The 25,849-nt window shown below is 68.9% G+C and carries 21 protein-coding genes; 12 read left to right on the forward strand and 9 right to left on the reverse strand.

Features of this window, described 5'->3' with window-relative positions:
- Positions 1 to 26 precede the first annotated feature (26 nt).
- The gene (locus NL115_RS18690; RefSeq protein WP_254822436.1) at positions 27 to 227 is read left to right on the forward strand and encodes a hypothetical protein; all 201 of its coding nucleotides are present in this window, start codon (positions 27 to 29) and stop codon (positions 225 to 227) included.
- A gap of 103 nt (positions 228 to 330) precedes the next feature.
- Positions 331 to 1,212, forward strand: coding sequence for a pyridoxamine 5'-phosphate oxidase family protein (locus NL115_RS18695; protein ID WP_254830835.1), 882 nt, complete (start codon positions 331 to 333; stop codon positions 1,210 to 1,212).
- A gap of 18 nt (positions 1,213 to 1,230) precedes the next feature.
- Here NL115_RS18695 and NL115_RS18700 read toward each other — a convergent pair whose 3' ends face one another.
- Both NL115_RS18700 and NL115_RS18705 read right to left on the reverse strand, forming a co-directional pair.
- Positions 1,231 to 3,075: an SLC13 family permease gene (locus tag NL115_RS18700; protein ID WP_254830836.1), complete on the reverse strand. Its 1,845-nt coding sequence runs from the start codon at positions 3,073 to 3,075 to the stop codon at positions 1,231 to 1,233.
- A 79-nt stretch (positions 3,076 to 3,154) separates the two neighbouring features.
- A complete protein-coding gene (locus tag NL115_RS18705; protein ID WP_254830837.1) occupies positions 3,155 to 4,516 on the reverse strand; it encodes a DEAD/DEAH box helicase in 1,362 nt (453 codons plus the stop codon).
- A 178-nt stretch (positions 4,517 to 4,694) separates the two neighbouring features.
- Between NL115_RS18705 and NL115_RS18710 the strand changes: the two genes are divergently transcribed.
- The 4 genes from NL115_RS18710 to dnaK all read left to right on the forward strand — a co-directional run bounded on the left by NL115_RS18710 (position 4,695) and on the right by dnaK (position 9,205).
- Positions 4,695 to 5,423: an esterase/lipase family protein gene (locus tag NL115_RS18710; protein WP_254830838.1), complete on the forward strand. Its 729-nt coding sequence runs from the start codon at positions 4,695 to 4,697 to the stop codon at positions 5,421 to 5,423.
- Positions 5,424 to 5,519: 96 nt separating this feature from the next.
- Positions 5,520 to 6,140 (forward strand): nucleotide exchange factor GrpE, encoded by a 621-nt coding sequence (locus tag NL115_RS18715; protein WP_254830839.1) that lies wholly within the window; start codon positions 5,520 to 5,522, stop codon positions 6,138 to 6,140.
- Between the two features lie 139 nt (positions 6,141 to 6,279).
- Positions 6,280 to 7,083 (forward strand): endonuclease/exonuclease/phosphatase family protein, encoded by an 804-nt coding sequence (locus NL115_RS18720; RefSeq protein ID WP_254830840.1) that lies wholly within the window; start codon positions 6,280 to 6,282, stop codon positions 7,081 to 7,083.
- 166 nt (positions 7,084 to 7,249) lie between these two features.
- A complete protein-coding gene (gene dnaK / locus NL115_RS18725) occupies positions 7,250 to 9,205 on the forward strand; it encodes a molecular chaperone DnaK (RefSeq protein WP_254830841.1) in 1,956 nt (651 codons plus the stop codon).
- An 82-nt stretch (positions 9,206 to 9,287) separates the two neighbouring features.
- Here dnaK and NL115_RS18730 read toward each other — a convergent pair whose 3' ends face one another.
- The 5 genes from NL115_RS18730 to NL115_RS18750 all read right to left on the reverse strand — a co-directional run bounded on the left by NL115_RS18730 (position 9,288) and on the right by NL115_RS18750 (position 17,149).
- Positions 9,288 to 10,961, reverse strand: coding sequence for a flavin-containing monooxygenase (locus tag NL115_RS18730; RefSeq protein WP_254830842.1), 1,674 nt, complete (start codon positions 10,959 to 10,961; stop codon positions 9,288 to 9,290).
- Between the two features lie 93 nt (positions 10,962 to 11,054).
- Positions 11,055 to 12,122, reverse strand: coding sequence for a phosphotransferase family protein (locus tag NL115_RS18735; protein ID WP_254830843.1), 1,068 nt, complete (start codon positions 12,120 to 12,122; stop codon positions 11,055 to 11,057).
- A 64-nt stretch (positions 12,123 to 12,186) separates the two neighbouring features.
- Positions 12,187 to 13,866, reverse strand: coding sequence for an acetate--CoA ligase (locus tag NL115_RS18740; protein ID WP_254830844.1), 1,680 nt, complete (start codon positions 13,864 to 13,866; stop codon positions 12,187 to 12,189).
- A 64-nt stretch (positions 13,867 to 13,930) separates the two neighbouring features.
- Complete coding sequence (locus tag NL115_RS18745; protein WP_254830845.1) at positions 13,931 to 14,998, reverse strand: phosphotransferase family protein; 1,068 nt, start codon at positions 14,996 to 14,998, stop codon at positions 13,931 to 13,933.
- A gap of 225 nt (positions 14,999 to 15,223) precedes the next feature.
- Positions 15,224 to 17,149 carry a beta-CASP ribonuclease aCPSF1 gene (locus tag NL115_RS18750; protein WP_254830846.1) on the reverse strand — a complete coding sequence of 642 codons (1,926 nt, stop codon included), beginning with the start codon at positions 17,147 to 17,149 and terminating at the stop codon, positions 15,224 to 15,226.
- 214 nt (positions 17,150 to 17,363) lie between these two features.
- Here NL115_RS18750 and NL115_RS18755 point away from each other — a divergent pair, with 214 nt between their 5' ends.
- From NL115_RS18755 to NL115_RS18775, 5 genes are all read left to right on the forward strand, one after another.
- On the forward strand, positions 17,364 to 17,861 hold the full coding sequence (locus tag NL115_RS18755) for a DUF7984 family protein (protein ID WP_254830847.1): 498 nt from the start codon (positions 17,364 to 17,366) through the stop codon (positions 17,859 to 17,861).
- Positions 17,862 to 17,915: 54 nt separating this feature from the next.
- Positions 17,916 to 18,851: a glucosyl-dolichyl phosphate glucuronosyltransferase gene (gene aglG / locus NL115_RS18760; RefSeq protein WP_254830848.1), complete on the forward strand. Its 936-nt coding sequence runs from the start codon at positions 17,916 to 17,918 to the stop codon at positions 18,849 to 18,851.
- Between the two features lie 57 nt (positions 18,852 to 18,908).
- Positions 18,909 to 20,093 carry an acyl-CoA dehydrogenase family protein gene (locus NL115_RS18765; protein WP_254830849.1) on the forward strand — a complete coding sequence of 395 codons (1,185 nt, stop codon included), beginning with the start codon at positions 18,909 to 18,911 and terminating at the stop codon, positions 20,091 to 20,093.
- Between the two features lie 146 nt (positions 20,094 to 20,239).
- A complete protein-coding gene (locus NL115_RS18770) occupies positions 20,240 to 20,680 on the forward strand; it encodes a universal stress protein (RefSeq protein ID WP_254830850.1) in 441 nt (146 codons plus the stop codon).
- Positions 20,681 to 20,756: 76 nt separating this feature from the next.
- Complete coding sequence (locus NL115_RS18775) at positions 20,757 to 21,902, forward strand: glycosyltransferase family 4 protein (protein WP_254830851.1); 1,146 nt, start codon at positions 20,757 to 20,759, stop codon at positions 21,900 to 21,902.
- 17 nt (positions 21,903 to 21,919) lie between these two features.
- Here NL115_RS18775 and NL115_RS18780 read toward each other — a convergent pair whose 3' ends face one another.
- Both NL115_RS18780 and NL115_RS18785 read right to left on the reverse strand, forming a co-directional pair.
- Positions 21,920 to 23,335, reverse strand: coding sequence for an oligosaccharide flippase family protein (locus NL115_RS18780; protein ID WP_254830852.1), 1,416 nt, complete (start codon positions 23,333 to 23,335; stop codon positions 21,920 to 21,922).
- Position 23,336: 1 nt separating this feature from the next.
- Positions 23,337 to 24,725, reverse strand: coding sequence for a sulfatase (locus NL115_RS18785; protein WP_254830853.1), 1,389 nt, complete (start codon positions 24,723 to 24,725; stop codon positions 23,337 to 23,339).
- 90 nt (positions 24,726 to 24,815) lie between these two features.
- Here NL115_RS18785 and NL115_RS18790 point away from each other — a divergent pair, with 90 nt between their 5' ends.
- A complete protein-coding gene (locus NL115_RS18790) occupies positions 24,816 to 25,799 on the forward strand; it encodes an alkaline phosphatase family protein (protein ID WP_254830854.1) in 984 nt (327 codons plus the stop codon).
- Positions 25,800 to 25,849 lie beyond the last annotated feature (50 nt).

Genomic DNA, 25,849 nt, shown 5'->3' on the forward strand with positions numbered 1-25,849 from the left:
CAGTCTCCCGGGAGGAGTGGCCGGACATGAGCCCACACACGGTCTCGGTCGGCATCCCCATCGCCGGTACCGTCGTCGGGATGGTCATCATGATCCTCGGCGTGCTGCAGGGGGGTATCAACCCGACCCTCCTCGCGGGGACGCTGGTGATGATGGGCGGTATCGGCTATCTGGCCCGCGACCTCATCATCCTCGAGGCGGAGACCGAGCCCGAGAGCCACCACTGAGCCACGGCGGCCGTGAATCCATCGTGTCCGGCCGACGCGCCCCCGGGAACCAGTTAAGTGCCTGCGTGACGCGGGGCCACGATATGCACAGCGGAGGGCGGCGATGAACCAGGACGGCGCGAGCCTCGACCGCGACCGCCTGCAGCGGGCCGTCCACGACTCCCCGGCGGCCGAGGTGGCGACGGCGGCCGGCGACCGGCCCCGAACTTACCCACTGACACCGTTCTACGACCCGGACCGCGAGTCCGTGGTCGTCACCTCCCCGCCGGCGTACGCGGGCAAGGTCGACACCGTCCGTGAGAACCCCAGGCTGTCGGTCCTGTTCTACGGCGCCGAGGAGCCGTTCGTGCTGTACGGGCGTGGCACCGTCCACGACGACGACCTGGAGGCGAACGCGGAGTACGTCCAGGACCTCATCCGGGCCGAGCCCCCGTCGGAGAAGCGCGAGGGGTTCACGAAGACCTCGTCGTTGCTCGACTCCCGCGTCGGGCGGTTCCTCTTCGGCTGGTACGCGCTGCGGCTGGTCGTGGAGGTGGAGCCGGTACGCGTCGAACCACTCGCGAACGCGACGGCCGGCTCGTTACCGGCCTGGCCCGAGCAGGGCGTCGACGCCGGGGAGGCCGCATCCTACGACCGCCTCGCGCTCACCGTCGTCGACGCGGACGGCTGGCCGACGACCCGGACGGTCCGCGATGTCGAGCACCGTGGCGCGGACGCCGTGGTGCTGGACACACCCCTCGCCGTCGAGGACGGTCAGCCCGCGTCCCTCCTCTGCCACTGGCACACGCCGGACCTGTCGAAACTCGGGCAGCGGCTCTTCCGGGGGCGCGTCTCAACCGCCGAGGGGGGGACCCGCGTCCGATTCGAACCCGGCAGCTCAACATCGATGCGGAACGCGACACGGCTGGACCGCCTGAGGTTCATCTGGACCGGGAAGCGCCGGACGCGAGCCTACTTCCGGCAGCAGGATGGCCCCGAAGAGTGAGTGCGCTCTCGACGGCGTTCAGACGCCGTAGATGACCGCGATGCCGAGCGTCACGACGACCGCGAGGACCAACTGCAGCGGGAGTCCGACCCGTGTGAAGTCCGTGAACCGGTAGCCGCCCGGTCCGTACACCATCAGGTTGGTCTGGTAGCCGATGGGGGTCGCGAAGGCGGCCCCGCCGGCGAACAGGACCGCCAGCAGGAACGCGAACCCGTCCGCGCCGACCTGCGAAGCGGTGTCGACGGCGACCGGTACCATCAGGACCGTCATCGCGACGGGGGTGATGAGGGCCGCGACCAGGCCGGAGACGAGGAAGACCAGCCCCAGCAGCGCGAGCGTCGGGACGTAGACGCTGACCTCCGCGAAGAGCGAGGCCACCAGTGCCGCGCCGCCGGTGCGCTGGAGCGCCATCCCGAGCGGGAGAATGCCGGCCAGCAGGAAGATGACGTTCCAGGAGACGGCGTCGTAGGCCTGGCGGGTGGAGAGGCAGTCGGTGGCGAGCATCACGAAGACGCCGGCCAGCGCCGCGATAACGATGGGGAGCAGGTCGAGCGCGGCCAGCAGGATGACGCCCACGAGCGTCCCGAGCGCGACGGGCGTCCGGGGCGAGAGCGGTTCGGGCTCCAGTTCGTCGAAATCGACGGGACGCTTCGGCTCGCGCAACAGCGCCAGGTCATCGGTGTCGGTGAGGTATCGCGCCGCGGCGGGCGTCGTCTGGAGCAACAGCGTGTCGCCGGCCCGGAGGCGGCGCTCGCGCAGGTCCTCGCGGAGCAGTCCCCCCTCGCGCTTGACCGCCAGGACGGTCGTATCCAGGCGCCGGGTGAGGATGCTCTCGCCGATGCGCGTGCCCACGAGGGCCGAGTCCGGGAGGACGACAGCCTCGACGAGTTGCCCGCGCTCGCCCAGCAGGTCCTCCTCGGTCACGACCTCGCGGGGGAACTGCCGGAGCGTGTAGCGCTCGACGAGGCGGTTCAGGTCGCGCAGCGTCGACCGGATGACCAGCGCGTCACCCGCCTCGACGATGCGGTCTGTGGTGGCGGCGATGACCCCCTCGCCCTCGCGCTCGATGCGCAGCAGGTCCGCCCGGATGTCCTCCTCGCCGTCGATGGTCTCCTGGACCTCGTGGACCGACTGCCCGACGAACGGCGAGTCCTCCCGGACCGTCACCAGCGAGAGATGGTCCTCCAGTTCGTACGCCTCCGTCAGGTCGGTGTCGGCCGCCACGCGCTCCGGGACGAGGTACCGCCCGACCGTCAGGAGGTAGGCGATGCCGACGGCGAGGACGACGACACCGAGCGGTGTGAACTCGAACATCCCGATGGGGCCGCGGTCGAGGAGTTCGACGGCGAGGTCGCTGGCGATGAGGTTGCTCGCGGTCCCGACCAGCGTGAGTTTCCCGCCCAGCATCGCCGCGAACGACAGAGGCATGAGCAGCCGCGACCGCGAGATGCCGGCCTGCTCCGCAAGGTCGGTCACCATCGGGATGAACACGGCGACGACGGGGGTGTTGTTGACGAAGCCGGCCGAGAGCCCGGTCGTGGACACCGTCGCCGCCAGCACGCGTCGCTCCTCGCCGCCCGTGATGCGGCCCAGGAACAGGCCCAGCCGCTCGACGATGCCCGTCCGCTGGACCCCCTCGCTGAGGATGTACATCGCGAGGACGGTGAGCGTCGCCGCACTCCCGAAGCCCGAGAGAGCCTCGACAGGGGAGACCTGCGTGAGCGGTTCGAGGACGGCCAGTGCCACCAGGACGCCGATAGCGGTCACGTCGGGCGGGAGCTTCTCCGAGACGAACAGCGCCAGTGCGGCGAACACGAGGCCGAACGTCACGGCCATCCCCGTCGTCACTGGCGGCAGTGCCATACGGGGTGCGCGATGCCACCCGACAAAACGGTTCGCCTCGCCCCGTCGGCCAGGTGCCGGCGGGGACGTACACTCGCGTTCACCGCCGCCGCCGCGCCACCCGCTCCTCGGCGGTCTCCTCCGTGACGAGTTCGTACAGCGTCGCCCGCCCGCCGTCCGCCTTCGGCCGCAGCACCCGCCCGAGCCGCTGGGTGAACTCCCGCTCGCTCCCGCTCCCCGAGAGCACCACCGCGACGTTCGCGTCCGGCACGTCGACGCCCTCGTCGAGGACGTTCGCGGTCACGACGCGCGAGTGGTCGCCCGCACGGAACCGCTCCAGGATCTCCCGGCGCTCGGCCGCGGCCGTCTCGTGCGTGATGGCCGGCATCAGGAACCGCTCGGAGAGCCGGTAGACGAGGTCGGTGTACGCAGTGAAGACGATGACACGGTCCTCGCGGTGGTGGTCCAGCACTCGCTCCAGTTCGCGCACCTTGTTCTCGGCGTTCATCATCACCTCGCGGGCGCGCTGTTTGGCCAGGAGCGCCTCCCGTGCCCGCGGGTCGTTGCCCGAGCGCTTGACCAGTTCCTGGTAGTCGCTACCCGAGCGCAGCTGGATGCCCGACTGCGCGAGGTAGTCCGTGAACGTGCCCTGATACTCATCGTAGCGCTCGCGTTCGTCCTCGGTGAGTTCGACCGCGACCCGCTTGATGTCGAAGTCGGCGAGGTGGTCCCCCGCGAGGTCCTCGGCCGAGAGCCGGTGGACCACAGGCCCGACCAGCTCCTCGATGACCTCGTGGGCGCCGTCGGGCCGCTCGAAGGTCGCCGTGAGCCCCATCCGGGCGGGCGCGGCGAGGAGGCGCGCGATGTCGCGGTACCCCTCGCCGCCGAGGTGGTGGACCTCGTCGAAGACGACCAGTTCGAAGTCACCGCCGAGTTCGTCCGCCCGGAGATAGGCGGAGTCGTACGTGGAGACGGTGATGTCCTCGACGCGCTGTTCACCGCCGCCGAGCCGCCCGATCGGAACATCGAACTCCGCCGCGAGTTCGCGCTCCCACTGGTCCAGCAGGTCGATGGTCGGGACGACCACGAGCGTGGGGGCCGAGCGCGCGGCGATGGCCGCGATGGCGACGACCGTCTTCCCGCTCCCGGTCGGGAGTTCGAGGACACCGCGGCAGTCCGCCTCGCGCCACGCGTCGAGCGCATCCTGCTGGTAGTCGCGGAGTTCGTAGGCCGTCGTCAGGTCCGGCAGCTCGCGCTCGGCGAGGACGGCGTCGTCGACAGCCCCGTCGTGCTCGGCGAGCGCGTCACGGAGGTCGGCGTAGCGGTGGGCGGGGGCACGCCAGGATTCCGAGCGCTCGTCGTACTCGGTGCCGGGAAGGTCAGCGACGACCGACCCGGGACCGGTGATGCGGACCGTGCCCTCGTCGAACGCCAGTCTGAGGGTCCCGGCCTCGTCGGTCACGGCCTGTTCTCCGTGACGGCACGATTTCAATCCCGTGCTACGACCATCGCGCCATGCGTCGCGTTCCATCGATGCCTCCGGGACTCCGGTGCCAGGTGGCCGGTGAAGGCCGTCACGGCTTATATGCCACCGTGACTACGGCAGCAACTACTTGACCGGACAGTCAGCGCCGATGGCTATGGAGGGAACGCCTTCCGGGACGCGACGTGCACTGCTCCGCTCGGCTACGGCCGGAACCGCGGCCGCACTCGGACTCCCGGCGCTCGGCAGCGCGGCCGCCGGAGAAGACCGGGATTCGGTCGTCCTGCTCCACGGGTACATGGACACCGGCGATACGCCGTGGTGGGATGTCCTCACGGGCTACCTCGAGGACGACGGATACGACGCCGACGAGATACATCAGATGAGTCTCGGTGACATCCCCGGGACCACGACGGATTCGCCCTCGGACTACGGCGAGGTGGTCGCGCGGGAACTCGAACGTATCTCCGACGAGGAGGGAGGACCGGTCGACGTCATCGCCCACTCGATGGGTGGACTCGACACCCGCTGGGCCATCGAGAAAGAGGGTGCGGCCGCCCACGTCGACGACCTCGTCACGCTCGGCTCCCCGCACCAGGGAACCTACGTGGCGTACGTCGGTGTCCTCACGGAGGGCGGGCGTGATATGATCCCCGGAAGTACACTTCTGGAGGAACTGAACCAGGACGGCCTCGCATCCGGGGTCAGCTACACTGCGGTCTGGTCACACGCCGACGAACTCATCGCCCCGAGTCCGTACGCGAGCATCCCGGAGTACATGCTCACCGATGCCACGGGTCGTAACATCAACTCCGGCATCCAGGAGCACATCCAGCTCCTCGTCGACCGATCGGTCTTCGACCAGTACATCGGCCACCTCGGTTGACGCGTCGGTGACGAGCTGCACGCTGCCACCGGCCCGACGCACCCGGGCTGATGTGGATATACAACCCTTATCCCCGGCCGTCGCCAACTCGTGGCTATGAGCGAGAAGGACGCCGCGACGGACGACGACGCGGCGGACACCGACGGTGCCGCCGAGGACGATACGCAGGTCGAGCCCGATGCGGACCTCGTCGAACGTGTCGAGGAGTCCGACCCGGAGACCATCGCCCGCGAAATCGCCTCGCTGCGGTCGGCCCGTCACGACGCCGAGGACGCCGCTACCGAGTACGAGGAGCGCGTCGAGGACCTGGAGGAGCAGCTCAAGCGCAAGCAGGCGGAGTTCCAGAACTTCAAGAAGCGGATGGAGCGCAAACAGGAGGAGCAGAAGGCTCGCGCGACCGAGGAACTGGTCGAGCGGTTGCTGGACGTGCGGAACAACCTCGTCCGGGCGCTGGAGCAGGACGAGGACACGGACATCCGCGGCGGCGTGCGGACGACGCTGGACCAGTTCGACCGTGTGCTCGACGCCGAGAACGTGGTCGCCATCGAGCCGGAACCGGGTGAGGAGGTCGACCCCCAGCGCCACGAGGTGCTGATGCGCGTCACGAGCGACCAGCCCGAGGGGACCGTCGACGAACTCCACCGCCCGGGCTACGAGATGGCCGAGAAGGTGCTCCAGGCCGCGCAGGTGACCGTCTCCGACGGCGCCGGCGAGTAACCAGCACGAACCGACACCCCACCTTCTGGTCGGGTACCGACCCACCAGGACCACCCTTTTGCGCTCGGCCCGAGCACGCTCGGGTGATGATGAAGCGCGGCCATGGACGGCCCCGGAGGGCGACGGAGGACGACCGACCGTGAGCGGCGTCGCTCCGCTGCGGGTGATGACGTACAACGTCCGCTACGCGACGCTGGACGACGGCCCCCGGGCGTGGGAGAACCGCCGGGACGCGGTCGCAGCCACGGTCCGTGTCCACCGGCCCGACGTACTCTGCCTGCAGGAGGTCTGGCAGGACCAGCTGCCGGACCTCCGCGAGCGGCTCCCCGACTACGAGTGGGCCACAGAGCGTCAGCAGACGGGAGAGCACACACCCGTCGGCTACCGGCCCGAACGACTGAGGGCCGAGACGGTAGAGCCGTTCGCGCTGGCGCCGGCCCCCGAGAACATCGGCGCGGTCGGGTGGGACGCCTCGGTCCCGCGGGTGGCGACGGAGGTACAGTTCCGGGACCGGGAGACGGACGAGACGTTCGACCTCGTCAACGTCCACTTCGACCACGCGGGCGCGCTGGCACGGCGCGAGAGCGCGCGCCTCGTCCGTGAACGGCTCGACGCCGCCCCGTCACTCCTCGTGGGAGACCTGAATGCCCGGCCCGCCTCCGGCCCGTACCGCTCGCTCGTCGAGACGCCGGGGCCGTTCACCGACGCCCGGCAGGCCGCGGACACGCGGTTCGGCCCCGGCGAGACGTACGTCGGCTTCGACGGCGAGGGGGTCGAGGAGGGCACCGACCACGACCCGACCCGCGACAAGCGCATCGATTACGTCCTCGTCCGCGGCTTCGACGTGGCCCTGTACGCGACGGCCGCGGACGTGGACCAGACCTGGCGCCATCCCTCCGACCACCTGCCCGTCGTGGTCGACCTGTGGGCGACAGCGGACTGACTCACATCCGGTCGGACGGCACGCTTGTGATGCACTTCTGTTTGTACGTGTCGGTCGCGGAGAATCGGCGACGGGAAAACCGCAAGAGGGCGACGGGGCTCCTGCGAGGCGAATCGACCCGATTCAGCAAGGCTTAACGGCGCCAGACTGCTACTCCCGTCCAACAATGGCGAGCAACAAGATCCTCGGCATCGACCTGGGGACCACCAACTCCGCGTTCGCAGTGATGGAGGGTGGCGACCCCGAGATCATCGCGAACGCCGAGGGCGACCGCACCACGCCCTCCGTGGTCGCGTTCACGGACGACGGGGAACGCCTCGTCGGGAAGCCCGCGAAGAACCAGGCCGTCCAGAACCCCGAACACACCATCCAGTCCATCAAGCGGCACATGGGCGAGGACGGCTACACCGTCGACATCGAGGGCGAGGAGTACACGCCCGAGCAGATATCGGCGATGATCCTCCAGAAGATCAAGCGCGACGCGGAGGACTACCTCGGCGACGAGGTCGAGAAGGCCGTCATCACGGTCCCCGCCTACTTCAGCGACCGCCAGCGCCAGGCCACGAAGGACGCCGGCGAGATCGCCGGCTTCGAGGTCGAGCGCATCATCAACGAGCCGACCGCGGCGTCGATGGCGTACGGCCTCGACGACGAGTCCGACCAGACCGTCCTCGTCTACGACCTGGGCGGGGGCACCTTCGACGTCTCCATCCTCGACCTCGGTGGTGGGGTGTACGAGGTCGTCGCCACGAACGGTGACAACGACCTCGGCGGTGACGACTGGGACCAGGCGCTCATCGACCACCTCGCCGACGAGTTCCAGGCCGAGCACGGCATCGACCTCCGCGAGGACCGGCAGGCGCTCCAGCGACTCAAGGACGCCGCCGAGGAGGCGAAGATCGAACTCTCGAACCGAAAGGAGACGACCGTCACGCTCCCGTTCATCGCGGCCGACGACGACGGCCCGAAGGACCTGGAGGAGACCATCAGCCGCGCGAAGTTCGAGTCGCTCACCAGCGACCTGCTGGAGCGGACGGTCGGCCCGACGGAGCAGGCGCTCTCGGACGCCGGCTACGACAAGGGCGACATCGACGAGGTGCTGCTGGTCGGTGGCTCCACGCGGATGCCGCAGGTCCGCGAGAAGGTCGAGGAGATGGCCGGACAGGACCCGCGCAAGTCCGTCAACCCGGACGAGGCCGTCGCGCTGGGCGCGGCCATCCAGGGCGGGGTCCTCTCGGGCGACGTGGACGACATCGTCCTGCTGGACGTGACGCCGCTGTCGCTCGGTATCGAGGTGAAGGGTGGCCTGTTCGAGCGCCTCATCGACAAGAACACCACCATCCCGACGGAGGAGTCGAAGATCTTCACGACCGCGGCGGACAACCAGACGATGGTCAACGTCCGCGTCTTCCAGGGTGAGCGCGAGATGGCCGAGGGCAACGAGCTCCTCGGCGAGTTCCAGCTCACCGGTATCCCGCCGGCCCCCGCCGGCACACCGCAAATCGAGGTGACGTTCAACATCGACGAGAACGGCATCGTCAACGTCGAGGCCGAGGACAAGGGCTCGGGCAACGCCGAGTCCATCACCATCGAGGGCGGCGCCGGCCTCTCCGACGAGCAGATCGAGGAGATGCAGGAGGAAGCCGAGGAGCACGCTGAGGAGGACCAGAAGCGCCGCGAGTTCGTCGAGACGCGCAACGAGGCCGAGTCGGCCGTCCAGCGCGCCGAGACCCTCCTCGAGGAGAACGAGGAGGAGATCGACGCCGACCTCCGGAGCGACATCGAGGCCGAGGTCGAACGTGTCGAGGACGCCCTCGACGAGTACGAGGACGTCGAGTTCGAGGCGATCGACGAGGCCACGGAGGCGCTGGAATCGGCGACAGAGAGCCTGAGCCAGGAGCTTCAGGAGATCGGCAAGCAGATGTACCAGCAGCAGGCCCAGGCCGGCGCCGGCGGTGCCGGTGCTGGCGCCGGTCCCGGCGGCGCCGGTCCCGGCGGCATGGGCGGCGGCCCTGGCGGTATGGGCGGCGGCCCCGGCGGTGCCGGCCCGGGCGCCGAGGCCGACGACGAGGAGTACGTCGACGCCGACTTCGAGGACGTGGACGAGGACGACGAAGAGTAGGACTGCTCGCGAGACGCTGCGGTAATCTGCTGTTTTTCAGCGGTATCCTGCGTAGAACTGAGATACTGAGAACTGTGGCGAGCTATTGCTCGGCCACGGGCGCGTCCGCGGCCCGGGAGAACTCGAAGCCGTCGTAGTCGTCGCTGGCGACGCGGTCGCAGATGTCGCGGTACATGTCGAGGCCGCCCGGGAACGGCGTGAACACCGCCGTCTTGCCGGGGACGTTGTCCCCCCGGTACCAGGAGTCGGCCTCCGAGAACAGCATGTTGTCCGCGAGCATGTTGGTGTTCGTGACCCACTGGGTCTCGGATGCCTCGGTCGGTTCGATGGTGTCGTGGCCGTGTTCGTCCATGTAGTCGATGCAGTCCTCGATCCACTCGACGTGCTGCTCGATGGAGAGCGGCATGTTCGTCAGGACCGAGGGGCTCTGCGGGCCGGTGATGGTGAACAGGTTGGGAAAGCCACGCGTCATCAGGCCGAGGTAGGTCCGGGGGCCGTCGGCCCACTTCTCCTCCATCGTCAGCCCGTCGCGGCCCTCGATGTCCATCGCGAGGATGGCTCCAGTCATCGCGTCGAACCCCGTCGCGAACACGATGACGTCGAGGTCGTACTCCTCGGCCGTGGTCTGGATACCACGGGGCGTGACGCGCTCGATGGGTTCGCCGTCGTCGCTGACGTCGACGAGCGAGACGTCGTCCCGGTTGTAGGTCCGGTAGTAGTCGTTGTAGTCCATCGGCGGCCGCTTCGCGCCGTACGGGTGGTCGCTCGGGACGAGCTTCTCGGCGGTCTCGGGGTCGTCGACCTTCGCGCGGATCTTCTCGCGGATGAACTCCGAGATGACCGCGTTCACCTCGGCGTTCGTGAGGACGTGGCCCGGTTCGAACGCGTGGAGGAAGCGGAAGCCGCCCTGCTCCCAGCGGTCCTCGAGCGTCTCGCGGATCTCCTCCTCGGAGAGGCTGGCGGCGGAGTAGTGTTCGTGGTCGAACGGCATCCCCAGCCGCGAGTCGCGGGCCTGCTCCCAGATATCGTCGTAGTTCGCGCGAATCTCCTCGTACTCGTCGTCCTCCAGCGGCCGGTTACGCGCCGGGACAGCGTAGTTGGGCGTCCGCTGGAACACGGTCAGGTGTTCGGCCCGTCCGCCCGTCTCGGAGATGAACTGGATGCCCGTCGACCCGGTGCCGATGACGCCGACGTGCTTGTCGGAGAAGTCGACACCCTCGTCGGGCCAGCGGGACGTGTGGTGCCACTCGCCCTCGAACTCGTCGAGGCCGTCGAAGTCCGGCTTGAACGGCTCGGAGAGACAGCCGACGCCGGTGATGAAGAAACGCGTCTCGACCACCTCGCCGTCAGCCAGTTCGACCGTCCAGGTGCCCGCGTCCTCGTCGTACGTCGCGGACCGGACCTCGCGCTCGAACTCGATGTCGCGGCGCAGGTCCAGTTCGTCGGCGACGAAGTTCAGGTACTCGAGAATCTCGGGCTGTTCCGGGTAGCGCTCGGTCCACTCCCACTGCTCCCGGATGTCGTCGCTGAACGAGTAGCAGTAGATGTGGCTCTCGCTGTCGCAGCGTGCGCCCGGATACCGGTTCCAGTACCACGTCCCGCCCACGTCCCCACCCTTCTCGAAGACGCGGACATCGTAGCCGCGTTCGCGCAGTCGATGCAGCATGTAGAGCCCCGAGAACCCCGCCCCGACGACGACGGCGTCTACGTCCGTGTTGCTCCCGGCCCGGCCCGTGCGTGCGTCCGCGTCAGACACTCTCAGTCACCGCGCGGATGACGGTGTCAGTTCGCGTTAAATCTGGTGCCTGTCTAGCGAGTGTCGACCATACCGACACGACGGGTCGCCGCCTCAGAGCGTCCACTCCCCCTCGACGATGGCGAGCGCGCGCTCGGCCTGCGCGGGGACACCCTCGCCCATCCGCTCGTACATCGGGTCGTCGACGCCGCCACGCAGGAAGCGGGCGTAGAACATCTCGCCGAGGGCGGCCATCTTGAATGCGGCCAGCGCGAGGTAGAAGCGCGGGTTCGTGAACTCGCGTCCGGAGCGAGTCTCGTACCGGTCGACGAACTCGGTGCGCGTGGGGTAGTCCTCGCCCGCGAGGAACCGTGGCGCGAACCGCTCGGAGACGACCCGTTCCTCGTCGTCCGGGTCGGGCCAGAAGTGGAGCGCGTACCCCAGGTCCGCGAGCGGGTCGCCCAGCGTGCTCATCTCCCAGTCGAACACGCCGGCGATGCGCGGGTCCGCCTCGGGTGCGAACATCACGTTGTCCAGTTTGTAGTCGCCGTGGACGAGCGCGTGGTCGGCCTCGTCGGGCGCGTGCTCGGCGAGCCAGGAGCCGACCTCGTACAGTTCGGGCACCTCGCGCTCCTCGCTGGTCGTGTCGAGGGCCCAGATGACCGCCTCCTGGAACCGCTCGACCTGCCGGTCGAGGTAGCCCTCGGGGTAGCCGAACTCGCCCGCCTCGAGGCCGACGGCGTCGTAGTCGACGTCGTGGACGGCAACCAGCGCGTCGATGAAGGCGTCCGCGAGCGCATCCCGGCGCGCGGGCGTGGCGAACCGCTCGGGTTCCTCGGTGTGGACGACGTCGCCCTCGATGCGGTCCATCACGTAGAACGGCGCGCCGAGCACGGAGTCGTCCTCGCAAGAGGCGACGGTGGGCGCGACGGGTACCTCGGTCCCCTGAAGCGCGTCGAGGATGCGGTACTCCCGGAGGACGTCGTGGGCGGTGTCGGCGGTCTCGTCCGGCGGCGGGCGTCGGACGACCAGCTCGCGGTCGCCCCACGTCACGAACAGCGTCTCGTTGGAGTAGCCGCCGCCCTCACCGGTCACCTCGAGTGTGTCGGCGGGGCCGACCTCGCGGTCGAGGAAGGACCGGAGGGGGGCCGTGTCGAGCGTCGAATCGGCCTGTTCGGACATGGCACGGAGGCGGAGTGGCGTGGGGAAATAGCTTCCCCCGGGAGCCTTCGTCGGGGCCGCGCGCTCAGTCCGCCAGCCCCTCGCGCTCGCGGAGGCTCTGTCGCCGGACCTTTCCGGTCGAGGTCCGGGGCAACTCGTCGACGAACGTGACCTCGCGCGGGTACTCGTACTTCGCCAGGCGGTCCTTCACGTGGTCCATCAGCGCCGTCCGGAGGTCGTCGCTCGCCTCGTGGCCCTCGGCCAGCATGACGAACGCCTTCGGCACCTCGCCGCGCTCCTCGTGGGGGACGCCGATGACGGCCGCGTCGGCGACGGCCTCGTGACTCGCGAGCGAGTCCTCGATCTCCTCCGGGCCGATGCGGTAGCCCGAGGAGATGATGACGTCGTCCTTGCGCGACTCGAAGTAGAAGTAGCCGTCCTCGTCGACCCGGCCGAGGTCCTCGGTCAGGAGCCAGCCGTCCCGTACCTTCGCGACGGTCTTCTCCGGTTCGTTCCAGTACTCCTTGAAGCAGACCGGGTCACCCTCGTACCGGAAGGCGATCTCGCCGACCTCTCCAGGGTCGACGGTCGGCTCGCCCGTCTCCGGGTCGACGATGGCGACCTCGTGGCCCGGCGCGGCCAGGCCCATGCTCCCGGCGCGTTTCTCGGCGAGCGACTCGTTCTCCACGACGGTCACGTTGGCCTCCGTCTGGCCGTACCCCTCGTGGACGAGCGCACCGCCGAAGGTGTCCTCGGCCCACTCCGCGACGGACTCGCCGAGCGACTCGCCGCCACTCCCGATGACCCGCAGGGAGTCCACGTCGTACCCCTCGCTGGGCACCTGCATCATGAACCGGAGCGCGGTCGGCGGGATGAACGCCATCGTGATGTCGTAGCGGTCGAGCAGGTCGAACGCCGTCGCCGGGTCGAACTCGCCGCCGTGGTAGGCCAGCACCGGCCGCCCGTAGAACAGCGCCGAGAAGACGATGTTGAACAGCGAGGCGATCCACGCCCACTCGGCCGGCGTCCAGAAGCGCGTCTCCTCGCCGAACTCGAAGTCGCCGACGGTCTGGATGCCCGGCAGGTGGCCCAGCAGGACCCGATGCGCGTGCCGGACGCCCTTCGGGTCGCCCGTCGTCCCGGAGGTGTAGATGAGCAGGGCGTCGTCCTCTGCGTCGGTCTCGACGGCCTCGTGGTCCGGGGAGCGGTCGGGCACGGCCTCGTCGTACGCGCGCTCGTCGCCCTCGGGGTCGCCGTCGACGACGAGCACGGACGTCAGGCCGATGTCGTAGTCCTCACGCGCCCGGCGGAGCGCGTCGACGTTGCTCCCGTCGACGACGCAGGCGCTGGCATCGGCGTCGGCCAGCCGGTACCCGACGCCGTCCGGACCGAACAGCGTCGAGAGCGGCACGGAGACGGCCCCGAGTTTCCACGCGGCGACGTGGGCGATGGCAGCCTCGGGCTTCTGTGGCAGGTTCACGCCGACCCGGTCACCCCGCTCGACGCCGCTGTCGGCGAGGTGGTTGGCGAGGCGACTCGCCGCGGCCTCGAACTCCGCGAAGGAGTAGGTGTCCGTCGCCCCCGACTCGTCCTCGACGAACAGCGCCGGTGCGTCGGGGGTCCGCTCGGCCCACCGGTCGCAGACGTACGCCGCCATGTTGAACCGGTCGGGCACCTCCCACTCGAACCAGTCGCGGAGCTCCTCGAAGCTCTCCCAGTCGTGCTCGTGGAGGTGGTAGCTGTCCAGCCGTTCAGTGGTTGCCATGTGGTCTGACAGCAGTGGGCGCGGCAAAGGCGTTTGCCTCGGGGCCCCAACGTCAGGTGGGTCCCTACAGCGGCTCCTCCCCCTCGACGATGCGCTTCGCTCGAGCGGCCAGCTCTGGCACGCCCTCCTCCAGCGCGGGATACAGCGGGTCGGAGGCGTCGCCCGCCCGGTAGCGGAAGTACATCGCCTCCGTGGTCGTGACAATCTTGTACGCCGCGAGGCCACGGTAGAACCGCTCGTTCGTGAACTCTTGGCCCGTGCGCTCTTCGTACCGCGCGACGAGTTCCCGACGAGTCGGGTAGTCCTCGTGTTCCATGAAGCGGGGGACCAGTCCCTCGGGGAGCGCGGGCTCCGGGTCGCCCGCGTCCCGCCAGAAGACGAGCATCCACCCGAGGTCGGCGAGCGGGTCGCCGAGCGTCGAGAGCTCCCAGTCCAGCACGCCCGTAATCTCGGGCGGCGTCCCGGGCGCGAACATCACGTTGTCCAGCTTGTAGTCGCCGTGGACGAGCGTGTGAGCGCTCTCCTCGGGGACGTTGTCGGCCAGCCACTCCCCCACCTCCCGGACGTGTGGGACCTCGCGGTCCTGCTCGGTCGTCGGGAGGAACCACTCCAGTTGCTCGGTGAACGTCTCGACCTGCCGTTCGAGGTAGCCCTCCGGGTAGCCGAACTCGCCCTCGCCGAGGCCGACGGCCTCGTGGTCGACCGCGTGGATGTCGGCCAGCGTATCGACCAGTTCCTCGCCGACGGTTCGGCGGCCCGCGGCGGTGGCGAAGCGGTCGGGTTCCTCGGTCCGGAGGACGTCCCCGTCGAGCCGCTCGAGCAGGACGAAATCACATCCCAGCACGTCGAGGTCATCGCAGGTCGCGACCACGTCGGGGACTGGGACCGCGCCGGCGACGGCGTCCATCACTCGCGCCTCCCGGAGCACGTCGTGGGCACCCTCGGCGTGGTCACCGGCGGGGGGCCGCCGGAGGACGAGGTCGCGGTCGCCCCACTCGACGAACAGCGTCTCGTTCGAGAGCCCGTCACCGTGGTACTCGACCGAGAGGTCGGTGTTCGAGTCGCTACCCAGCGTCTCGCGGCAGAAGTCGGCCAGTGCGGCCTCGTCGACGAGCGCGTCGGCGTCGGTCACGTCCGACCACCACACGACGGGTGGCCGACCGCGTCCAATGCGAGCAGTGCCATACCGCGACGTGCTGCCCCGGCCACAAATCGGTTCGGGCGAACGGTAACCGCCCGTGGGTCACCGACGAGGTGAGGCCGTTCAGTCGCCTGCATGCCGCGCCGCAGACGCGGTGTAACCGGCCGGAGCGCGTCCTGCCGGCCGTCCGACGAGGGGGCCCGCCGCCGAACGGACTCACTTGAACCGGAACGTCTCCAGGTTCTTCGGCGCGAACGTCCGCATGTTGAACTCGTGGTAGAGTGCGCTGGAGAGGTCCTGCGCGGAGGATTCGTCGCCGTGGACGCAGAGCACCTTCTCCGGGCGCGGGTTCATGGTGCGGACGAAGTTCTCCAGCCCCTGCCGGTCGGCGTGGCCGGAGAAGCCGTCGACCGTCTCGACGTCGAGGTTCAGCGTGAGTGTGTTGCCGCGGCCGCTGGAACCACGCTCGTTCATCGGAATCTCGTCCCAGCCGTTCTGGATGCGCCGACCCAGCGTTCCCTGGGCCTGGTAACCGACGAACACCATGCGGTTGTTCTCGTCGCCGCCGAGGTGGCGGAGCCAGGACATGATGGGACCACCCGTGACCATCCCCGAGGTCGAGAGGACGATGCAGGGGCCGCCGTCGGCGACATCCATCCGCTCGTCCTCGCCGCCGTCGATGTGGTTGAACTCGTCGGCGAGGAACGGGTTCTCGTCCTCGTGGAAGATGCGGTCGCGCAGGTCGTCGCGGAGGTACTCGGGGTAGGTCGTGTGGATGGCTGTCGCCTCCCAGATCATCCCGTCGAGGTGGACGGGCATCTTCGGGATGTCGCCCTTGCGCATCGCCTCCTCGAGGACGAGCATGATCTCCTGCGAGCGACCGACCGCGAACGCCGGGATGAGGACCTTCCCGTCGCGCTCGTAGGTCTCGTTGATGACGCGCTTGAGGTTGCGCTCGGAGTCCTCCTGGTCTGTCTGGTAGTCGTTGCGGCCGCCGTACGTCGACTCCAGGACGAGCGTCTCGACGCGGGGGAACTCGTTGACGGCTCCGTTGAACAGTCGGGTATCCTCGTAGTGGATGTCACCGGAGAACGCGACGTTGTAGAGGCCGTCGCCGATGTGGAAGTGCGCGATGGAGGAGCCGAGGATGTGCCCGGCGTTGTGCAGCGTGAGCTTGATGTCCGGCGCGATGTCGGTCACGTCGCCGTACTCGATGTCGATGCAGTGCTTGATGGCCTCCCGGACCATCTCGGACTCGTAGGGCGGCGTCCGGCCCTCCTTCGCGGCGACATCGAGGTAGTCCAGCGTCAGGAGGCCCATCAGGTCGCGGGTGGGCTCCGTGCAGTAGATGGGGCCGTCGTAGCCGTACTTGAACAGCAGCGGGATGAGCGCGGAGTGGTCGAGGTGCGCGTGGGTCAGGACGACTGCGTCGAGGTTCTGTGCGCCGGCACCGAGCGCCTCGGGCACCTGGAGGTACGGTACCTCGTCCTCGGCGCCGGGCTTGTCGCCACAGTCGATGAGGATGCGTGTCTCCGCGGTCGAGAGGATGAACGCGGCCCGGCCGACCTCGCGGCAGCAGCCCAGCGTCGTGATGCGGACCCACTGCTCGTCGGCCATCTCCTCACGGTGGATCTGGCGACCCACCCGTTCGAGGATGTCACGGCGGTCGTCGCGTTCCTGCTTGAGGAAGTTCCGGACGTTGGAGACGGTGGAGGACTCGATGGGCGGCGTACGGACGACCTCGGGGGTCCAGCCGACCTCTTTCGTGATCTCGCGGAGCGTGGAACCGTGCCGGCCGATGACCATGCCGGGCTTCTCGGCCTCGATGACGACCTCGCCGGTATCGGCGTGGAAGTCGAGGTCGGTGACGCCGGCCTCCTCGGGGATGATTCCCGTGATGCGCTCGCGGGCATCGTCCGGGCGCGAGAGGCTGTCCGGGTCCGGCCGGACGGTGATACGCTTGCGGAGCTTCGAGGCGAGGCTCCGGACGAGGTCGCCGTTCTCCGCGAACTTCTTGGGGTCCTGCGTGTAGATGACCAGTTCCGGACCCTCGTACTTCACGTCGGAGATCGAGATATCGCTGGGGACCTCGTCCGTGATCGTTTCCTTCAGTTCGTCGAGTTGCCGCTCTACTGCGCTCATAGATACGAGAGCGGGCTCCGGCAACTGCCACCCGAAGCTCGGGACCGACCGTGTCGGTCGTCTCCGTGCAACGACGTGTGCGACGGGATAACTATCATACCCTTGACCGGTCCGGAGCGTATCCGGACGTCTGCGGGACGTGGTGCCGGAAAACCCGCGTGTACCTGCTCCTATCGCCGACTGTTATTAAAAGCCTTCGGGACGACCAGGGAGTATGCGCGTCACACCTGCTGTCGTGGCCGACGAGCACGAGTGGGTTCGCTCGCACGAGCCCGTGGTCGACCTCGTGAACCACGTCCGTGCCGACCTCGGCACGGCGTTCGACACGAGTGTGGACCCCATCACCACCGACCAGTACCGCGCGGAGGTGGACCACGTCTTCGCCGATGGTGACGTGGCCGTCAACGTCGCGGCGCTCGTGGGACTCCTGCGTGAGCTCGACGTGGAGGGCGACTACCCGGGCTTCGTCGTGGACGAGTACCTCGGTCGCGAGCTGGCAGCGACCATCGCCAGCACGAAGGGCCGCCCGTTCTCGATGCTCGCGGAGGCCACCTTCCACGTCGCGGACGTGGGAACCCACGGGGCGCCAGACGAGGTGGCCGGGGCAGACGACCTCGATGCAGCACTCGCGGCGGGCTTCCAGACCCGGCTCCCGGGCTGGGACTGGACCGAGGGTGAGAGCCCGTTCGCCGTCGAGCGAGACGGGGAGTGACCGCGGGGACCGGACCCGGAAAGCCTATGCGCGCCGTCCCCCGACCGCTCGGCCGTGCAGGTCTCCGTCGTCCTCTGTACGCACACGCTGGAGCGCTACGAGTACCTGACCGACGCCGCCGAGAGCGTCCTCACCGGGACGTACGACGACCTCGAACTCGTCTGTGTCAGTGACGGAAACGAGGCGGTGTACGAGCGGATGCAGGAGGACTACGGCGACCACCCCAAAGTCGTCACGACCTGCCTGGACGAGAACAGCGGCCTGCTCACCGCGCGGAACCACGGCGCCGAGGTGGCGTCGGGCGACATCGTGGCCTTCCTCGACGACGACGCCATCGCCTGCGAGGCGTGGCTGGAACTGCTCGTCGATGCGTACGAGGCACACGACGCCATCGCCGTCGGCGGCCGGATGACGCCGCGCTGGGAGGCCGGCGAGCCAGCCGTCCTTCCGGAGGAGTTCTACTGGCTGGTCGGTGTCACTCACCGCGGGTTCGGGCCGGATGGCGACCCCGGCGAGCCGGGGTGGGTCCGGAACACGATGGGTTCGAACATCTCCTTCCGGGCCGAGGTGTTCGCCGAACTCGGCGGCTTCGACGTCGATATCGGCGGGCGGAAGGGCGACAACCACCTCCAGGGCGGGGAGTCGGAGCTCTGTGCCCGGCTGCGCGCCGAGTACGACCAGCGCGTCTGGTACGTCCCGGAGGCGACCGTCGAACACCGCATCTTCGAGTATCGGACGGAACCCGACTGGCTCCTCGAACGGGCGTTCTGGCAGGGCTACTCGAAGCGCGGGATGGAGCGGTTCGTCCCCGAGTCGACGGGTGCGGAGGGGGAGTTCCTCGGCGACCTGCTGGGTTCGTTCGTACCGGACCGCCTCCGGGGGCTGGTGCTCCGCCCCTCGGCGGCCGCCGCGCTCCAGTTGCTGTTCCTGTTCGTCTTTACCGGAGCCGTCGGCGCCGGCTACGGCTACGGCATCGTGAAGTGGGGCTGAACGCGGCAGGCCGCGCTCGGCCCAATCGCTAAGCCTCGCCCGCCCGGAGCGTGTCCCATGTCGTTCGAGCTCACCGCCGAGCAACAGGCCATCTGGGAGGCCGTCCGTGACTTCGGCGAGTCCGAAATCCGGCCGATTGCGCACGAGTACAACGAGGAGCAACGCTACCCCGAACAGCTCCGCCAGCAGGCCGCCGACCTGGACCTCGTGGCCCCGCACATCCCCGAGGAGTACGGTGGCGCGGGGATGGACGGCGTCGCGACGGTCATCGTCACGGAGGAGCTGTGGCGCGCCGACCCCGGCGTCGGCGGCGCCATCGCCGCCGCGGACTTCGGGACGGGCATGATTCTGGAGTACGGCGACGAGTGGATGAAGGAAGAGGTCCTGCCGCGGGTCACGGGTGGCGAGACGCCCATCGCGACCTGCATCTCGGAACCGGCCCACGGCTCGAACGTCGCCGGGATGGAGACGCGCGCCCGGAAGGACACCGCCGAGCAAAGCTCGGCGAGCCCTGCGACGGCGTCGCAGGAGGGAGACGAGTACGTCATCGACGGCGAGAAGATGTGGATAACGAACGGCACCGTCGCGGACGTCTACATCGTGATGGCCAAGACCTCGCCGGAGGACGGACACGCGGGTATCACGGCCTTCCTCACCGAGGCCGACCGCGACGGTATCGAGGCCTCGCGCATCACCAACAAGCTGGGCATCCACGCCCAGGACACCGCCGAGGTCCGATTCGACGGGCTCCGAATCCCGGCCGATAACGTCGTCGGGGAGGTGGACCGGGGGTTCTACCAGCTCATGGAGTTCTTCGCGCCGGCCCGTGCGGACGTGGCCGGGCAAGCCACGGGCGTCGCGCAGGCGGCGCTGGATGCAGCCGTCGCCTACGCCCGCGAGCGCAAGCAGTTCGACCAGCCCATCGCGGAGTTCCAGGCCATCCGACACAAGCTCGCGGAGATGGCCACCGACATCGAGGCCGCCCGGTCGCTGGCCTATCGGGCGGGGTCGGCCATCGACAGCGGCGACACGGACGAGGCGACGCGGCTCGCGTCGATGGCGAAGCTGTTCGCCTCCGAACACGCCGTCGACGTGACCGACGAGGCCATCCAGGTCCACGGGGGCGCGGGCTACGTCGACGACCACCCCGTCGAGCGCTACTACCGCGACGCCCGCGTCACGAAGATATACGACGGCACCTCCGAGATACAGAAGAACATCATCTCGGAGCAATTGCTGTGACATACCACATATCCTCCATCTTAACCAGATAGTCCGGATTTCGGTGCCGAAGAAAGGTAAGTAAGCCAGTAATATCGCCGCCACCCACGTACATACGAGTCGGAATCACCGATGCGTTTAGGCGTGTCAACGAACAACATCCGCGTATGAGATTCGTCGTAGCCGTCGATGGAACGTCCGGGAGCGACCGTGTGCTGGAACACGCGGCGTCGCTGGCGGCGGCGGCGGCGGCCGACCTGGTGCTGGTCCACGCCGTCAACCCCTCGGTGTACGAGGTGATGGACGGCCCAATCCGGGACGGGAGCAACGCCGAGGAGCGGCTCCTGCTGGAGAGTACCGAGGACGCCGAGGAACGCGGCGAGCAGCTCCTGGAGCGGGCCGCCGAGCGGATGGAAGGGGTCGACACGGAGACGGAACTGCTCTACGGCTCTCCCGCGAGCGCCATCGCCGAGTACGCCGAGGAGATCGGCGCCGACGGGGTGTTCGTCGGCCATCGCGACCTCAGCGAGGAGCAAGAGCGGGTGCTCGGCAGCGTCGCGAAGCGGCTCGTCGACAACTCCCCGGCTCCCGTGACCGTCGTTCGCTGACCCCCGCCAGCGCGTCCGTCGCCCCCGAACGACCGCGACCGGTACCGCTTTGGTGCCGGCTCCGGGACGGTCCGGCGTGCCCGAGTCGGTTCCGGACGTCTGTGTGGTCACGCATCCGCTCGCCTCGGCGGGCGAGAACGCGACCCGTAGCCTGCTCGACATCCTGAGCGCCCTGACGACGGTGTCGCTCGTCACGGCCAACCTCCCGGCCGACTCCGAGATCTGGGACCGACACGAGGTGGTCGAACTGACCGAGCGGGGCGCCGGGGACTCGCTCCCGGTCGCTGCCGCCCGCTTCCTTCGCAACCAGCTCCGGATGTGCCGAGCGATAGCCCGGCGCGACGAGGAGGTGGTGCTGTTCTTCGGAGCGACGGCGTACCTCCTCCCGATACTGTTCGCCCGGCTCCGTGGGAAGACCGTCCTGCTCCAGCCCCGCGGGGACGTACCGCTGACGCTCCGACTGAACTGGGAGCAGCGGGTTCCCTCGCCGCTCGCGCGGCTGCTGGCCGGCTCGGTCCGAGCCCTGGAGCGCCTGGACTACGCCATCGCCGACGGCGCCGTCACGTACACCGCCTCGATGGCCGCGGAGCTGGGGCTCGACCCCGACTCGCCGCGCGTCTACCCGAACGGAGCGCGCTACATCCGTGTCGGCGAGTTCCAGCCGCAGACGCCGTTCCCGGAGCGCGAGCGGCGGGTCGGCTTCCTCGGCCGGCTCGACGAGGAGAAGGGCGTCCGGGAACTCGCACAGGTGGCGAAGCGACTGCCCGACGACGTGACGTTCTCGTTCATCGGTGACGGCCGGCTCTCCGGATGGCTGGAGACCGAACTCGCCGACGAGATTGCGGCCGGCCAGGTCGAGCTGCGCGGCTGGGTTGACCACGACGACGTGCCGGCGGAGCTGTCGCGGCTCCAGTTGCTCGTGATGCCCTCCCAGCCGACGGAGGGGCTCCCGACGACCATCCTGGAGGCGCTCGCCTGCGGGACGCCCGTCTACGCCACCCCCGTCTCCGGCGTGCCTGACGTGGTCCGCGCGGACGAGACGGGCTTCCTGATGGACTCGCGCGACCCCGACGACATCGCGGCCGGCATCGAGAGCGTCCTCGCACGCGAGGACCTGGCCGACGTATCCCTGCGTGGGCGCCAGCTCATCGAGACGGAGTTCAGCCTCGACGCAGCAGTCGAGCGGTATCGGGCCATCCTGACGGCAGCTATCGACGACTGAGGGCACGTCCTGACAGCCTACTCCGCAGCCGACCGGGCCAGGTTGCCGAACTTCTCGCGGACCCGTGGCGAGACGCCCAGCAGGCAGCCCACGTACACCAGAACACCGACGAATACCAGTCCAACCGTCGCGAACTGCGAGCCCGGAACGACACGACGAAGCAGTAGCACGGCCCCGGCCATCACGCCGCTCGCGACGACCTGGCGAGCGAACTCCCGGAACGGCAGGTCTGGGACCCCCATGACCGCGACGAGGCCCCAGTAGGAGAGGACGGCGGTCACGCCCGCGGAGACGAGCGTGGCCACCGCAGCGCCGAGCCAGCCGAACGCCCAGACCAGCGAGACATTCAGCACGAGGTTCAGCCCGACGAACGCGAGGTTGACTCGGAAGGCGATTTCGGGGCGGTCGACGGCGTTGACGGCATTGAGGAACTGCTCGCCGTACACCGCCAGCAGCCGTGCGACCACTAGCAGGGCCAGCACGCCGGCGCCTTGGGAGAACTCGCCGCCGTAGATTCGCAGCACCCGCTCCCCGAGGACGACAGCGCCGAACAGCCCCGGGACGAGGAACACACCCGCGAAGACCAGCCCCTCGTTGAGGTAGTGGTGGACGCGGTCGTAGCTCTCCTCGATTCCGTCGAGTTCGCTCATCTCCGGGAACAGCGTCGACTGCACCGAAACCGCCACCAGGGCGAACAGCGAGGCCAGGTTCCACGACACCTCGTACACCCCGACCAGCGTCGGCGAGACGAACGCTGCCAGGACGATGGTGTCCATCCAGCCGAAGGCGCGGGTCTTCAGCGTTCCCAGCCAGGCGTATCGGGCGTAGGAGACGAGGCTGCGGCCACGCTCGCGGCTCGGCCGTCCCAGAGCGGCCGCCGAGAGGAGCGCTCCCACGACGACCGCCAGCAACGTGGCGACGACGTGGCCGGCGACCAGCGCTGCGACCCCCAGCCCGGCGACGATGGCGCCGACGTGGATGCCCGAGCGGACGAGCCGCTCCAGCGCCTTGATGCCGCCCGAGAGCTCGACCCGCTTCTCTCCGTTGAGCACGGAGACGACGGTGACGAGGCCGACGTTGCTGACGACGAGCGCGGCGACCAGGCCGCCGACGGAGGCACCGACGTAATCGTCGACGAGCGGCCGTGCGAGCAACAGCGCGGCCAGCAACACCGCCGCGATGCCGGCGTTCAACAGCAGTGCTGTGGCGACGGCGCCCCGCGAGTCGCCGGGCTCGCTCAGCCGCTTGGTCAGCGCGTCGCCGATGGCCGTGCTGGGGATGTTGAGCCAGAACGTCAGCGCGACGGCGGTCGCGTAGACGCCGAGTACGTCGGCTCCGCCTAGCCGCGCGATGGCGAAGGTGGCGGCGAACCCGGAGACCGAGACAGCGACCTGCGAGAGGAAGTGGAGGAACGCGGTTCGACCCAGCCGCATCTCACTCCACGTATCCGAGGTCGGACAGTTGGCGGCGCATCGCGTCGTCGAACTCCGCGTCGCGGCCCTCGCCGACGGGCTTCCCTTCGGTGGCCAGCCACTCGTCGAGTCGCGCCTCCAGTTCGGCCGCGAGTTCCGGCTCGGACTCGCTCACGTCTGTCGTCTCGCCAGGAAGCGCCAGCAACTCCGTCCGGTCCTCGCTCCGTTGGTAGCGATGGGTCTCCGTACGCAGACCGGTCAGGAGTGACTCGTGGAACCGCGAGGTGTCGAAGGTGGCGTCGTGGTCGAGGTACAGGTCGAAGTTAGCCGGGCCGCGCTGGCTGATGGCGAATTCGCGACCCTCCTCACGGAGGTCGATCCCCTGGACCCTGTCGGTGTCGGCGCCAGCCGCTTCGAGGAGCGTCCGCATCAGGTCCGTGTGCTGGACGAGGTCGTCGTCCTCGACAGCGAGGTCGTCGAGACCCGAAGCGACCAGCGGAACGTTCACGAGTGCGTCGTCGACGACGAGATTGTGGGCCAGGAGGCCGCGGTCCCCGAGCATCTCCCCGTGGTCGGCGGTGACGACGAAGACGGTCTCCCGGTCAGTGTCCAGCCCGCGCACCCGGTCGTGGAGGCGGCCGACGCACTCGTCGGTGTACGCCACCTCCGCGTCGTACATCGCGAGCAGTGCCTCCCGTTCGCGGTCGGTCAACGGGTCACCGCTCGCCACGCGGGCGTGCATGTTCCGGTGGGCGTCCATCGCGATGTCGATGGCCTCCTCGGCCGTCGCGTCGATATCGGAGGTGTACCGGTCCTGCCAGGGGAGCGGTGGCACGAACGGTCGGTGCGGTTCGTTGTAGTGGAGGTAGTAGAAGAACGGCTCCTCGCCGGCGAGGTCGTCCAGCCACCGCTTCGCGATGTCGTTCATCAGGAACGGCGTGGCGTGCTTCGCCGTGTCCGTGGTGAGTCCCGCGGAGTGGCGACGGATGTTGAGGAGGTACTTCGCGAGGGTTCGTGGCCCCGCAGCGGAGAGCAGCGTCGAGGCGGCGATCCACTCGAACCGGTCGAACCCGCGGTCCATCCCGGTCGCACCGCTCAGGTGGCCGTTCCGGGACAGACAGGCGGTTCGGTAGCCGGCGTCGCTGAACCGTTCAGCGACTGTCGGCAGCTCCGGTGGGATGGTCTCCCCGTCGACGCCGACCGTGTTGTGCGATGGGTACGTTCCCGTGAGGATACTCGCGCTGGAGGGCAACGTCCAGATACCGGCGGCGATACAGGTCGAGAACGACCGCCCCGCCCCGGCCATGTGCTGGAGGCGCGGGGTCGTGTCCCGGTCGTGGCCACCCATCGTGGTCCGGTCCTGACGGACGCTATCGAGGGTGACCCAGACGACGTTCGGCCGGCTGTCCATAGCCGGCGTTGACTGCCGGGATTACCAAACCTTTCCATCTCCGCGGCCGGTCCCGTCAGAGTCTTGCCCGCACGCGCCGGACGGCGAGCCATGACGCTCGTCGTCCTCGGGCTGGACGCCCTCGACCCGGACCTCGTCGACCCCGACGAGCACCCGAACCTCGCGCTCGACGCCCGCCGCACAATCGACACAATCGACAGCGTCGCGGGCGAACCGAGCACGCACGAGCTGTGGCCCACCATCATCACGGGACTGCGCCCGTCGGAACACGGTCTCGAACTCGAGGACGGCGTGGCGTGGGGGAACCCGCTGCTGGAGTTCGGGAGCGACGTGGCCGACCGCGTTCTGCCCGACGGTCTCCAGAGCCGCATCGGCGCCTGGCTGCTCACGAACACCGGGACCGACGCCTTCCGGACGCCGGCGACATACTACGCCGAGAACGGTCTCTCGACGGTGTTCGACGGGCGTGACGCGCTCGCCATCGGCGTCCCCAACTACGTGACCGACCCGGACGCCGAGGACCGCGAGCACCAGCTCCGGCGCAACCTCGGCGACCTGTTCGAGCGCGACCCCGATGCCGTCGGCGGGCACGTCTCCTCGGCGCCTCGCGAGTTCTACGAACAGTGCCTCGAGATGCTGATGATACGCGTCGCTCGCACGCGGCGAGGGCTCCGCAGCGGGAACCACGAACTCGTGTTCGGCTACACTAGCGGGCTGGACCTCGTCGGGCACATCGCCTACGAGGAGCCGCGCCTGCAGGACCGCTCGTACGAGGAGGCCGACGCGTTCGTCGGCGAACTCCGTGCGGACCTCGGCGAGGACGACGAACTCCTGCTCGTCTCCGACCACGGCCTGCAGGACGGGGTCCACACCCACGAGGCGATGGTCGCCGGGACCAGCGAGCGGCTGGTCGCGGACATCGACTCCGTGACGGACGTGCGGGCGGCTATCGACACCGAACTGGACGCGCACGACCATACGCCCGCCGACCCGTGGGCCGGGTCGGAGGCGAGCGAGCGCAGCGAGCAGTCCGACGTGGTGAAAGAACAGTTGGAAGACCTCGGTTACATGTAGAGTTCGACTATATCTCCACAACTCGACCCGTTATCAGAATACCGTCTGCT

This window comes from Haloglomus salinum, from assembly GCF_024298825.1.
GTDB classification, from domain to species: Archaea; Halobacteriota; Halobacteria; order Halobacteriales; family Haloarculaceae; genus Haloglomus; species Haloglomus salinum.